Below are 13,358 nucleotides of genomic sequence, written 5' to 3'. Positions count from 1 at the left end.
ATTTTATTACCATCTGGAAACAGCATTTTACAACTCAGTTATCTTTTTACCTATTTTGTAAATCGTTCCTCGGAAACTAGCAACCACCTCATCATTTTGATTTTTTATGGTGATGTCATAGACCGCAGTTTTTCTTGTGTCTGTGAGCAAAATACTTTCGGCGGTCAAAATATCGCCATCTCTTACGGCTTTTGTAAAATTAATATAACAATTGAGCGCAACCGCCGCATCGCCAGAATTGTTGGAAGAAAAAGCCAGCGCCGAATCTGCAAAAGCGAAGGTCACACCGCCGTGAACGGTTCCCAATCCGTTGATCATCTCGGGTCTGATAGGCATTTTCAGAAAACAATAATTTTCTTTGATGTCGACAAGTTCAATTCCGAGCCATTGAGAAAACATATCTTTCCCAAACATATATTCCGCCGTTTCTCTTGCGTTCATAAGTTATAAATGATGATTGATAAATGATAAATGATGGAGGATGGAAGTTAGAAGTTGGAAGAAAAAATGCTCAAATTTTCAAACTCTCCAATTCTCCCACACTCAAACGCTCCAACCTATTTCCCTTTGTAATTTGGTAAACGTTTTTCGATGAAAGCGGTCACGCCTTCTCGGAAATCCTCTGTCTCGGCGGCATCTTGCTGGATGATGGATTCGTAATCCAACTGTTCTTTCAATGTGAAATCGTAGGATTTGTTGAAGGCTTTTTTGGTCAGATAAAGTGCTGTTGTTGCAGAATGAGCGAGTTGAGTCAGAACTTCCATCGATTTCTCCACAAATTCAGAATCCGGGAAAAAATCGGCTATCAAACCAATTTTCTTAGCTTCGGACGCAGGTACTTTCTTCCCTGTGAATGAGAGATAACTTGCTAATTGCTTCCCAACCAATTTTGGTAAAAAGTAAGTTCCAGCCGTGTCCGGGATCAAACCAATATTGGCAAATGCGAAAGAAAAATAGGAACTTTCCACAGCCAGAGTGAAATCACAAATCGAAGCTAACATTGCACCAGCTCCAACCGCTGCACCATTTACCAAAGCAATCACAGGTTTTCGGCATTTTACAATTTCCAAAACCAAAGGATTATAATATTCTATCACAAAACGCTGAATCTCGCGGTCGTCTTCATCATTACCAAAACTCAAGGCTTCTTTCAGATTTTGACCTGCACAAAAGGCTTTTCCTCTACCGGCAATAGCAACGCAACGCACATTTTCGTCTTCACTGAATTTGTGAACGGCATTTCGCAATTCGAAAAGCATCGTTTTCGTCAGACTGTTATAACTTTCCGGTTGATTGAGATAAATCAATTGCAGTTTTCCGTCGAACTGGGCGTCTATTTCTATTTGTGTGTAATTCATTGTGACATAATTATTGTTAGTCGCAATTTAATATATTTTATTGAAAGCTTTGGAGAAAGTTCTATTCTTAAAATAACAAAAGCCGATCATTGCTGACCGGCTTTTGGATTTATAAATAATTCTGGATTATTTGATGATCAATTTCTGAGTGTAATTGGCTTTTGGAGAAGTTACTTTTAATAAATAAACTCCTTTTGTCAAGTTAACATTAAACTCATTTGTAGATTCTCCCGTCAAAACGTTGAAGCCAGAAGTGTGAACTACTCTACCATTCATATCATAGATCGCTACTTTAGCATTTCCTCCAAGATCTTTAGATTTGATAAAGAAATTACCGTTTGATGGATTTGGATATACTTTGATGTTATTAGAATTGAAAGCACTTTCGTTCACCGCAAGTACCTGCGCATCTCTTATACACAATTCCAATGACCAGGTTGTAACTTTACCTGCAAGGTTTCTCACGTTGTCCGAAGCAAATAAATTCCAAACACCTTTGGTATCGTTTCCTTTGAAGATTGCTAAAGATTCGTCTGGTTTCACAGTTCCTGCAATTGGTGATGCACAAACGTAAGCCGTACCTTCATCACTGAATGTAGCAGTGATTCCGGAACTTGTACATTTTCTGTTCCACAACCAAGCACTTTGACCTAGTGGTCCTTGGATTCCTACAACAATCTGACTTGTTCTTGGATGCTCAACTGTTGGCTTCACTCTGATTTTTGTAATCACGCCAGAATCCTGAACATCGATAGGAACCATAATCTGAGGCGAAGAAATTGGTCCGCCTGTAGAACCTGTTCCATCATTAATATCCACTGCCGGACCTGTGTAATTGTAAGTGTTACAAACCTCGCCAGTCGCAGAATAATCAATCACAAAACTTGGACTCATTGCGAAATAAACGTTATTCACCGCTTCAATCATAAAGTAAGCATTCGCTGCCTGAGAACCTGCAGGAATTGTTATAGACTGTTCGCCATCATTTGGTGTATTGGCAGCCACAGTTGTAAATGTTTTACCACCATCAAGAGATAATTTGATATTAACATTAGCTGTATTCACTGGCGCTGCGTTTGTTCCCGCAACATTCCATTTTACATTGTAAGCCGCATTAGAAACAAGACTTTCTCCAAAAGTTGGCGCAGTCACTACAAACGGACCTGCCGCTGCACTCACTGTCACAATTACCTCATCTGTTGCAGTTTGAGGACCAGCAGCAGAATTGTCTCTTGCAGTTAAAGTGAAATTCAAATTTCTTCCAACACTGGAAAGAGCTTCCCAACGTGTCGCATTAACACCTGCCAACACTTTTCCGAATTCCGGGAAATATCTCACAGGTTCAGATTTTGGCGGCATCATTTTGAAGTTAGGACCTCCTGTTTTCGTGGGAGATGCGTAAGAACCTGTTCCGAATTGTGCAGAAGCTGTAGCAGAGTTATTCTGTTCCCAAACGTAGGACATTGTATCATTTTCTGCATCTGTAACTACGCCTTTCAATACAAATGGTGTACTGATTGGGATTGTAACATCCACACCAGCGTTTACAACCGGCGGCGTGTTTGTAATTGGTGTGTTTACAGCACAAGCTTTATTAGCAAGGTTATTCTGAATCTGAAGAATATTTCTGTAAGTAAAGAAGTCGTTTGAGTTAAACTGCGTATCATAAGCACCGGTAATTCCCGTGTAAGCCATAATCGTGTTACCACTTCCAACTTCTACCTGAACGCCTGAACCTTCTGATCCACTGTAAGTATGAGTGTGGTTTCCACCCACCTGATGTCCGATTTCGTGCGCTACATAGTCGATGTCAAAAATATCACTCACAGGAATGTAATGTGATGTAAATCCGGAACCTTTACTAGCATTAGTACAGATACAACCGATACAACCTGCATTTCCATTTGGACTTGCATAAACCACCACGTGCCCAATATCATAGTTAGCTGCTCCGATCACAGTGTTCAACGTAGATTGAAGCTGTGAATTATAAGAGCCAGTATAAGGATCTGAAGCTGCATCCAGATAAATAATAGGCAGAATGTCTATCAAATTAAAATGAACCGCCAGATCTTTCTCATAAAGTGCATTGACTCTCGTCACTGTATTGTTGATAGCAGCTAAAACCACGGCTTTCTTTTCCGCATCAGTTCCAGCTGTAGCACCTGCTCTTTCTATGTGGTACTGAGAATATTCTGCCTGAGCAGACATCGCCAGTCTGAAAGTTTTAAAAACCTGATTACTGGATTTATTCGCTGTTGTTTTTACATCCTGATTTCCTTCGATGATTTCATCCATTGTAGAACAGATAAATTCGTCTTTCTGATCAAGAATTCTTGATGCAGAAGAATACGCTGCGTAAACATCATTTCCGGCAGTGTAAGCTTCAACAAAGCTGGAACCTCCCGTTCTGAATGTAGAAGACGAAAGCCCCTGATCTGAAATACTGAATCTCAAATAAGCCGACTTATCCGTAACTCCTACACCCATATAAGATCTGATGTTAGGAAACATCGCCTGAACTTCCGGCGTGAAGTTGGAATATTCCCAAACCTCATATTTCTCCAAAACACCGTTGGCATCAGGCATCATTATTTCTACACCTTTCTGTCCGGAGAATTTCTGCGGTGCGTTTTGTAATTTCGATTGTAAAAGAGATTTGTCCAAAGAAAACAACTGCTTTTCCTTCAGATTTGCAAACTCTGCTTTCACCTGCTTACCCGTGTTGCCCACTCTAGACCATTGGGCAAAACTCAACATTGGCAAAACCAATAAAGACATTAGTAAATACTTCTTCATATTAAATTTTTCCGCAAATTAAGAATTTTACAGCAAAAAGAAGAATTATATTTCAATAAAATTGAATTACACCTTAAATAATATTCATAATAAGACTTTATGAGCCGAGAGTTGTCAAAAATATATTTATACCTTTCCATAATCAATAATGAAAACCATTCATCAAAAAAACCGCTCAAGTAAATCAAGCGGTTTAATGAATTTAAAAATATGAATTACTTTTTAATAAGCTTATTCGTCAGTATAATATTAGAAGAAGTTTTGGTCTTCACAACATAAACACCTTTTGGAAGATCCTGAACATCTACTTTAGACTGATTTCCAGCCAATGTTTTTACTACTTTTCCGCTCGCATCGTAGATATTAACGGAAACCACTTTCATAGACTGCAGATTTTTATATTCGAAATAATCCTGCGCTGGATTTGGATAAATGTCAACTTTGGATTTGAAACTAGCGTCTGCAACATTCAGAAAGTCACATTCAGCACTTAGCTCGTACAGACATTCCTGATTAAGAAGCTGAAACCAACCAAAAGCATTTCCACCCATCGCGAGGCTTTCTCCAACTACACCTTCGCCGGTCTCGTAATGCGCTGTTGTAGACCAGGCATTTGCGTCCGATTTTGTACTCATCCAGATTCTTTCGTGTGCCATCGTACCGTTTAGTACGATTGGTGTCTGAAGTTTGATCTTAACTTTTCTGATAATAAATTCGTGCAAAGGCTCATACCCTACTTCCTCAAAAGATTCTATGCTTGTATTGGTAACGGAAAACAGCTCCTGGTTAGGAATATTTCTTCTTGGATCTTCCGGATCTTCCGGTGTAGAAAGGATGTTGTCATAAAAGATAAAATTCACAAAAGTCGGCGGCAGTTTACTTGCAAGCGTTACAACAATACTATTAATTTTTATGGTTTGATTCTCCGCAATCGGAATATCAATCGCTGCTTTCTGTCCACCATTCCCGATAATGAAAACGCCATTTTCTTCTTCGGTATCATTGATGACAACTGTGTTGCAGGTTGCTGCTTTTGAAACCGTGTTTTGAATTTGAGAAATTCTTGGAGAAGAATCCGAGAAGGATTTTCCATAACCCAGACTTTGAGAATAGATCGACATTGATCCAAACACTGCTAAAAAAAATACAATTTTCTTCATAATTAATTTTTTAAGATTTACTAAATTTTGTTGTAATAATCATATCAAATAGAAATATTATTTACCCTATTGATGAAGTAAATGTAGATACTTTAAAAATCAAAAAACAGCTTTTGTCTTTCGAAATATCATATTTTAAAAGGAAAAAAGCAATATTAAAAATCAGAAAATCAAGTGATTAAATATTTTTATGTTTCTTTTCTGCTTCTCTTAAAAAAGCCGAAGGAGAAATCCCAGTGATGCTTTTGAAAACCGTTGTGAAGGAACTATGCGAAGAAAATCCGGCTTCTTCCGCCAGATAACTTATTTTATAATTAAGGAATTCCGGACGCTCCAAAATCTGTTTGCAGATGTAATTGATGCGGAGTTCGTTGATATAATTATTAAAGTTTTTCTCTTTATGTTTCTTAATCGTTTCGGAAAGATAGCTTGGATTCGTTTTGAACATTACCGCCAGACTTGCCACAGAAAGTTTGGAATTGGTAAACTTATTGGAAGCTTCGAACTTTTCCAGTTTTTCGAGAATCATCGTTTCTGCAGAACTTGGAACAGAAAACGCAATTTTTTCCTTTTCTTCTTGAACCAGAACTTCCGGCTCTTGCTCAGCAATTTCGACTGTATCTTTTGTTTCTAAATTTGAAATGAAATTCTGATAAATCAATTTCTCTTTCTTTCTTTTTTGATTGATGTAAAAAACAGAAACACCACCGACAAAAATCAACAATAAACAACCAAAAATTAAAAGTTGATTATAACTTTCTTTGTCGGATATTTTCTCCAAAAGATTTTTTTGTTCTTCAGAAACTGCAGTGTTGATGGCTTTCAGATTATTATCTTTCACATCAGGTTCAAGTTCCAAAAGTTTTTCAGAATATTCAATGTATTTTTCTTTATTATTCAATGCTTTGTAGGACGCGATGAGCTTTTTGTACATATCAGATTTGAGACGATTATCTTTAAAAGCATCTTCTTTCAAAACCGTTTCCAAAGAATCAATTGCTCTTTGATTTTCATATTTATCGATATAAACCTTTGCTAAAGTATTATAAATGAAATATTTAAACTCTTTATTTTCCGTATCTCGAATCGCCAACGCTTTATTAAGGAAATATTCCGCCGAATCATTTTGTTTAAGGTAAGCATACGAAACGCCCATATTGTAAAACGCTCTTCTGAATTGAAAAATATTCTTTTTGTTTGGATTACCGATGTTTCCTAAAAACTTCAAAGCTTTCTGATAATCCTTTTTCGCAACCAGAAAATTCTCTTTATCGGCTTCTAGATTTCCATATTCAATGTACAATCTTGCGGTAAGGAAATTCTTTTCGTAACCATTCGATAATTTATCAACTTGCTGTTTCGATAAATCCAAGTATGGTTTTATTTTATCCGGAAAATTCAAAAACGAATATTGATTGGCGATTGAACCGTAGATTTTCGCTTTCAGTTTGGTGTTATCCAATTTCTCAGCAATCTCTTTCGCTTTGAAAAGCATTTCGGTTGACTTTGCAAAATCCGGTTTTTTAATTTTAAGATATGCATCAGCCATTTTCATCCGGACTTCATATTTCTCTTCTTCCGAAATTGGCTGCTCCAGCTTTTCGATACTTTGATTGAGAATTGATTCCGGCGAAATTTTACTTTTGTCCAAAGTCTCAGCACCAGACAAGTCTTCCTGATTTTGATTCTGTGCAGAACAAAATATCATTAAACAAAAGGTCATCAAAACAATTAGAAAACGAGCCAACTTCAGATTTTATACTCAAATTTATAAATAAAAAACTCGATTTGAGATATTAAGAAATCGAGGCGACTAAAAAACATTACCAAATTGACAATCATTTTAAAGCAAAAAATCAAATTATCGGAAATTTTGTCGTTCTCATATTAATTAAAATTCAATTATTCGGAAATTTTGTCCTATAATCTTAAAAATTCAACAAAAGAATACTTTTTGCGATAAGCTATTCGAATTAAATGATTGATAAAGCATTAAGAGAGCAAACCTCAGAATTACTTTCTTAATGTTTTTTTTAAAATAAAAATCATCTTTTCAAAACTCAAAATTGAACAGAATTTGATGCAGATTTTAATCAATCATCTTTTAATTCCTTAATCATTTAATACCAAAAATATATGAACTTAAACCAATATACCGTAAAATCACAGGAAGCCATCCAGGCTGCACAACAAGTGGCAATGGAATTCGGCAATCAGCAGATCGAACCGCAACATTTACTGGAGGGAATCTTTCAGGTAGATGAAAACATATCGCCTTTTTTACTCAAGAAATCTGAAGCAGATGGCACTTTGGTAAGAGAGCGAAACAGAGAAAATTTAGAAAGACTTCCGAAAGTACAGGGAGGAAACATTTACCTTTCAAATTCAGCGAATAAAGTTTTGTTGGACTCACCGAACATCGCCAAAAAAATGGGCGATGAATTCGTGACCATCGAACATCTTTGGTTGTCACTTTTGGAAACCAGTTCTGAAGTTTCGAAAACGCTTAAAGATATGGGTGTAACCAAAAGTCTTTTGGAAGGTGGAATAAAAGAATTAAGAAAAGGCTCGAAAGCGACTTCTGCAAGTTCAGAAGAGACATATCAATCCTTAAATAAATATGCTAAAAACTTTAATGAATTAGCAGCAGAAGGAAAACTCGACCCGGTTATCGGACGTGATGAAGAAATCAGAAGGGTTTTGCAGATTTTATCGAGAAGAACTAAAAACAATCCAATTCTAATCGGTGAGCCAGGTGTCGGTAAAACGGCGATTGCAGAAGGAATTGCACACAGAATTATCAGCGGTGATATTCCTGAAAACTTGCAGGATAAAACTTTGTACTCTTTGGATATGGGCGCTTTGATTGCCGGAGCCAAATATAAAGGTGAGTTTGAGGAGCGTTTGAAATCTGTTGTGAATGAAGTTATCAAATCAGACGGACAAATTATTCTTTTCATCGATGAAATCCACACTTTGGTGGGAGCCGGCGGTGGAGAAGGCGCAATGGATGCAGCAAATATCCTGAAACCAGCTTTGGCAAGAGGAGAATTAAGAGCAATCGGTGCTACAACTTTGAATGAATATCAAAAATATTTTGAAAAAGATAAAGCTTTAGAAAGACGTTTCCAGAAAGTGATGGTGGAAGAGCCGGATACCGAATCGGCGATTTCAATTCTTCGAGGTATTAAAGATAAATACGAAGCACACCACAAAGTAAGAATAAAAGATGAAGCGATTATTGCAGCGGTGGAAATGTCCCAGCGATATATTTCAGACCGGTTTTTACCGGATAAAGCGATTGATTTGATTGATGAAGCGTCAGCGAAATTGAGAATGGAAATCAATTCAAAACCGGAAGAACTGGACGTTCTCGACAGAAAGCTGATGCAGATGGAAATCGAATTGGCGGCCATTTCGAGAGAAGGCAATCAGATGAAAATCGACCATTTAAAAGAAGATATTTCGAAAATTTCAGAAGAAAGAAACGAAATCAATGCCAAATGGCTTAAAGAAAAACAAAAATCTGAAGATTTAACTTCGATTAAAAAAGATATAGAATCTCTAAAATTAGAAGCAGAAAGAGCCTCAAGAGCTGGAGATTATGCGAAAGTTGCTGAAATTCAGTATGGGAAAATCAAGGAGAAAGAAGATGCTTTGCAGAAACTCGAACTGGAGATGCAAAACCATCAGAATGAATTGATTAAGGAAGAAGTAACGGCTGATAACATTTCAGAAGTGATTGGAAAATGGACGGGAATTCCTGTGACCAAACTCCTTCAGTCTGAAAGAGAAAAATTATTGCACCTTGAAACAGAACTTCATCACAGAGTTGTGGGTCAGGAAGAGGCGATAGAAGCGGTTGCAGATGCCATCAGAAGAAACAGAGCGGGTTTAAGCGACGAGAAAAAACCGATTGGGAGTTTCTTATTTTTGGGAACAACCGGAGTTGGTAAAACTGAGCTGGCAAAGGCTTTAGCTGAGTTTTTATTCGATGATGAAAACAATATGACGAGAATTGATATGAGTGAATATCAGGAAAGACATTCCGTTTCGCGATTGGTTGGCGCGCCTCCGGGATATGTGGGTTATGATGAAGGTGGACAATTGACGGAAGCCGTGAGAAGAAGACCTTACTCAGTCGTGCTTTTGGATGAAATTGAAAAAGCGCATCCGGATGTTTTCAACACCTTACTGCAGGTTTTGGATGACGGAAGATTGACTGATAACAAAGGCCGTGTGGTGAATTTCAAGAACGCAATTATCATTATGACTTCGAATCTCGGCTCGCATATTATTCAGGAGAATTTTGAGAATATTACCGAAGAAAATCAGGATGAAATTGTTGATAAAACAAAAATTCAGGTTTTTGATTTGTTGAAACAGACGCTTCGTCCGGAATTTCTTAACAGGATTGATGAAACGGTGTTGTTCCAGCCTTTAAGAAAAAAAGAGATCGGAAAAATCGTTCAGTATCAATTGAGAGGTTTCAATGATTTGTTGTTGAAAAGAAACATCATTATGACCGCAACACAGGATGCTTTGGATTATCTGACCAACAAAGGTTACGACCCGGTTTTCGGAGCTAGACCTTTAAAAAGAGTCATTCAGCAGGAAGTTTTGAATAAATTATCAAAAGAAATCCTCGCAGGAACCGTGAATGACGGTGACCGAATTACGCTGGATTATTTTGAAGAGACAGGTTTGGTTTTCAGACCGATGGAATAAATTAAGTTAAATTTTTCTTCATATTAAATATTATTTTAAACGAGAAAACCTCAGCTGATTATCGCTGAGGTTTTCGATTTTAATTATATTAATAAAAAAACAAATTTTAATTGATAGTTTTTATACCCGAAATTTCAAAAGGTGTTTCATATTTTACATAAGGTGGCTGAACTGGAATTCCCGGCGCTGTAAAACCTTGATCTCCAGTAACTATATCGCCATTGCTTTCGAAACGGTAATACGCATTAAAAGCATTGACATCATTGACACCAACTGGCAATCTTGGAACAAACCAAAACCAATCATCTCCGTAATTAAATTTAAGGGTCATTTTATACCAATAACGACCAGATTGCAAGTTTAGATCCTTAAGACTAGTATCAACCTTATAAACAAGCTTTGCCTGTTGATTCATAGTAGAAGAGGTTGTGAGATGATTAACTCTATAGATATTAGTAGATGTTATAGATTTAAACAAATTATCATTCATATTTCCATAAACCTTTTTTGAAGTGGACAGTTTTGGATCTCCGTCATAAATCTCTAAAACAAGGGTTTTAATATAACTTGTACTATTTGGTAAAATATCAGGATTCATGATGAAAAAAGAAAAATTATCGATTTTCCAGCTTTCATTTGGCGGAATAATAAAATCATCTGACACAGTATGTTTCGCAGGTTCAGACCAATTGAGATAAAATGCATTTAACATACCTTCACTCCCAGCGGGAATTTCACTGAATTCAAAACCAGTTGGTGCAACCAGCCCTGTAGATGAAACTTTGCCTGTTGAGAGATTACCATTTTTGTAGCTAAAAGGCTCCTCTGTTTTGGAAGTATCCTCAAGTCCATCACTCGAACAGCTGAAGATCAAAAGTGACACACCAAAAATAAATAATAGATTTTTCATAATAGTTAATTTTTAGAATATAAAGTTATCAATTACACAACGAAAATCCAAATATACTATTACATCTGTACGAGAATATGTTTATTAACCTTTTGCTTATGTCTTTTATTTTTGAATCAACATTATTTAATATTCACCAATTCCACATCAAAGATAATAGTTGATCCTCCAGGAATTGCACCTCCAGCGCCTTGGTCACCGTAAGCTAAATCGGAAGGAATGTAAAATCTATACTTTGATCCTTTGCTCATCAACTGGATTCCTTCTGTCCAACCTGCGATTACGGCGGAAAGATTGATATCTGCTGGTGCGCCTCCGTTCTTATCGGTAGAATCGAAAACGGTTCCGTCCAAAAGTTTTCCTGTGTACTTTACCTGCACAACGTCTGACGCTTTTGGGGTTGTTTTACCGTCACCTTCTTGCAAAACCTCGTATTGTAAGCCTGAGGCAGTAGTTTTCACTTTTGGATTGCTTTTATTTTTCGCAAGAAAATCCAGACCTTTTTTCTTATTGTCATTGGACTGTGCTCCAGCTTCAGACTGCTTTTTTTGCTGTTGCTTCATCATAAAGTCCTGCATAAAGCTGTTCATTTCTTCAGCTGGTAACATCTTTTTCTTCGTGCTGTCCATTTCCTCTTTGATACCTTGAGCCAAAAGTTCGGCATCTACTTTGAAGCCTTCTTGTTTCATATTTTGAGCGATACTCATTCCTATGTAATAAGAAGCTTTTTGCTCATCTGTATATTTACTGTCGTTCTGCTTGTCATTTTTGTCGTTGCACGAAAAACTAAATGCTGCAATGCAAAACAATGCAATGGTATGTCTTTTCATTTGAAAATATTATTATTTATGATTTAAGAATTAATGGATGCAAATCTATTATTAATTAAGGAAACTTCCTACTATGGGAATTTTTCTACTACAAACTTTCTCAAATTATTGATTGCTAAAATTATCAATCAAATCACTCAAAATCATTTTTACAATCATAATAGAATTTAAATATAAAAAACATATTAAAAACAGAACATTTGGCAAATTATCTAAAAAAATAACTATAAAACAAAATATAAAATATGTCTCCAATTTTATTAAATAAACATTTAATTATCTTATTTGTTATTTAAATCATAACATTTTTAACCAATTAATGAATAAAAATTAAATAATCTCTTGCGCAGTAATTTTTAAAAATATAATTTCACTTCCTGAAAAATTAAAAATATATTATGAAAAAATTAGTATTGGGTGCTTTTATTTTAAGCTTCCTATCCGCTTGTAACAGCGACAGCGTTGCCAATCAAAATGAGGAAGCAGAAAACAAAACCAACACAGGCACGACAGCCGCAAGGATGTGTCCTTCCGAAGAGATCAGAAACAAAGCGCTTCAAAGCAATCCCGAGCTGATGCAGAAATTTGTACAGCTGGAAGCAAGCACAGAAAATTTTGCCAATGATTTAAAATTAGGAAAAGTCCTTGCTGACGGATCTGTGGAGATTCCCGTAGTTGTAAATGTACTCTATAGTACTGCTGCAGAAAATGTTTCTGACGCCAGAATCGCGGAGCAGATAGATGTTTTGAACAAAGACTATGCTGCAACAAATACCGACATTGGCAAAATCCCTACCGAATTTCAATCGGTAAGTGCCGGCGACACAAAAGTAAAATTCCTACTCAGCAAGGTTGTTAGAAAATCTGTTACCACGAGCTCCTGGTCCGGTACCACCGATGCAATGAAGAAATCTTCAACCGGAGGTATTGATGCCACTTCGCCTGCCAACTATCTTAACATTTGGGTTGTAGGAAAAATCGTTTATGGTGCAGGAACTACCTTGGGATATGCAACTTTCCCTGAATCTTCCGGTCTTTGGAATGACGGCGTTGTAATTGCTACACCATTTTTCGGGAAAACCGGCGCTGCATCACCTTACAATCTGGGAAGAACTGCCACACACGAAGTTGGCCATTACCTGAATCTGAGACACATCTGGGGAGACGCAAAATGCGGTAACGATCTTGTTGCTGATACGCCTACACAGACAGGCTCAAACGGCGGATCGCCTGCATACCCTTTGTACAACAGATGCAACGGTGTTAAGAGATCTGTCATGTTTATGAATTATATGGACTACGTGAATGACGCTGCGATGTACATGTTTTCCGCGGGTCAAAAATCAAGAATTCAGTCTGTAGTTGCTGCTTCTGGTTCAAGAGCAGGCTTGAGAGTTTTGTAGAAAATACTTTCCCAAAAATGTCTATAAAAAAACCTTTTTCTTAATTGAGAAAGGTTTTTTCGCATTCATAGTTTTCCATAAAAAAACACCGGCTCAAATGAAGAGTGGTGTTTGAAAAAAAGTTTTATAATACAGATCAACGTCTAAGATCAGATGTTAAAATTAGAATT

General features: G+C 36.8%; 9 protein-coding genes. 2 read left to right on the top strand and 7 right to left on the bottom strand.

Annotated elements, in window-relative coordinates:
* Window positions 1-27 precede the first annotated feature (27 nt).
* From LUD75_RS16250 to LUD75_RS16230, 5 genes are all read right to left on the bottom strand, one after another.
* Entirely contained in the window at window positions 28-441 is a 414-nt protein-coding gene (locus tag LUD75_RS16250; RefSeq protein ID WP_232706875.1) for a hotdog fold thioesterase, read from the bottom strand.
* A 116-nt stretch (window positions 442-557) separates the two neighbouring features.
* Entirely contained in the window at window positions 558-1,358 is an 801-nt protein-coding gene (locus tag LUD75_RS16245; protein ID WP_232706874.1) for an enoyl-CoA hydratase-related protein, read from the bottom strand.
* Window positions 1,359-1,484: 126 nt separating this feature from the next.
* Window positions 1,485-4,157, bottom strand: coding sequence for a reprolysin-like metallopeptidase (locus LUD75_RS16240; protein WP_232706873.1), 2,673 nt, complete (start codon window positions 4,155-4,157; stop codon window positions 1,485-1,487).
* A gap of 215 nt (window positions 4,158-4,372) precedes the next feature.
* Window positions 4,373-5,317, bottom strand: coding sequence for a T9SS type A sorting domain-containing protein (locus LUD75_RS16235; RefSeq protein ID WP_232706872.1), 945 nt, complete (start codon window positions 5,315-5,317; stop codon window positions 4,373-4,375).
* A 178-nt stretch (window positions 5,318-5,495) separates the two neighbouring features.
* On the bottom strand, window positions 5,496-7,040 hold the full coding sequence (locus LUD75_RS16230) for a helix-turn-helix domain-containing protein (RefSeq protein ID WP_232706871.1): 1,545 nt from the start codon (window positions 7,038-7,040) through the stop codon (window positions 5,496-5,498).
* Window positions 7,041-7,453: 413 nt separating this feature from the next.
* Between LUD75_RS16230 and clpB the strand changes: the two genes are divergently transcribed.
* Window positions 7,454-10,045 (top strand): ATP-dependent chaperone ClpB, encoded by a 2,592-nt coding sequence (gene clpB, locus LUD75_RS16225; protein ID WP_232706870.1) that lies wholly within the window; start codon window positions 7,454-7,456, stop codon window positions 10,043-10,045.
* Between the two features lie 106 nt (window positions 10,046-10,151).
* Here clpB and LUD75_RS16220 read toward each other — a convergent pair whose 3' ends face one another.
* Both LUD75_RS16220 and LUD75_RS16215 read right to left on the bottom strand, forming a co-directional pair.
* Window positions 10,152-10,955 carry a hypothetical protein gene (locus LUD75_RS16220; RefSeq protein WP_232706869.1) on the bottom strand — a complete coding sequence of 268 codons (804 nt, stop codon included), beginning with the start codon at window positions 10,953-10,955 and terminating at the stop codon, window positions 10,152-10,154.
* Window positions 10,956-11,077: 122 nt separating this feature from the next.
* The gene (locus tag LUD75_RS16215) at window positions 11,078-11,785 is read right to left on the bottom strand and encodes an FKBP-type peptidyl-prolyl cis-trans isomerase (protein WP_232706868.1); all 708 of its coding nucleotides are present in this window, start codon (window positions 11,783-11,785) and stop codon (window positions 11,078-11,080) included.
* 398 nt (window positions 11,786-12,183) lie between these two features.
* Here LUD75_RS16215 and LUD75_RS16210 point away from each other — a divergent pair, with 398 nt between their 5' ends.
* On the top strand, window positions 12,184-13,188 hold the full coding sequence (locus tag LUD75_RS16210) for a zinc metalloprotease (protein ID WP_232706867.1): 1,005 nt from the start codon (window positions 12,184-12,186) through the stop codon (window positions 13,186-13,188).
* Window positions 13,189-13,358 lie beyond the last annotated feature (170 nt).

It is taken from the genome of Epilithonimonas sp. JDS (genome assembly GCF_021261315.1).
In the GTDB taxonomy this organism is placed as follows: Bacteria; Bacteroidota; Bacteroidia; order Flavobacteriales; family Weeksellaceae; genus Epilithonimonas.
Note: the sequence above shows the minus strand (reverse complement) of the source record. Positions and strands in the feature narration are given on the sequence as shown.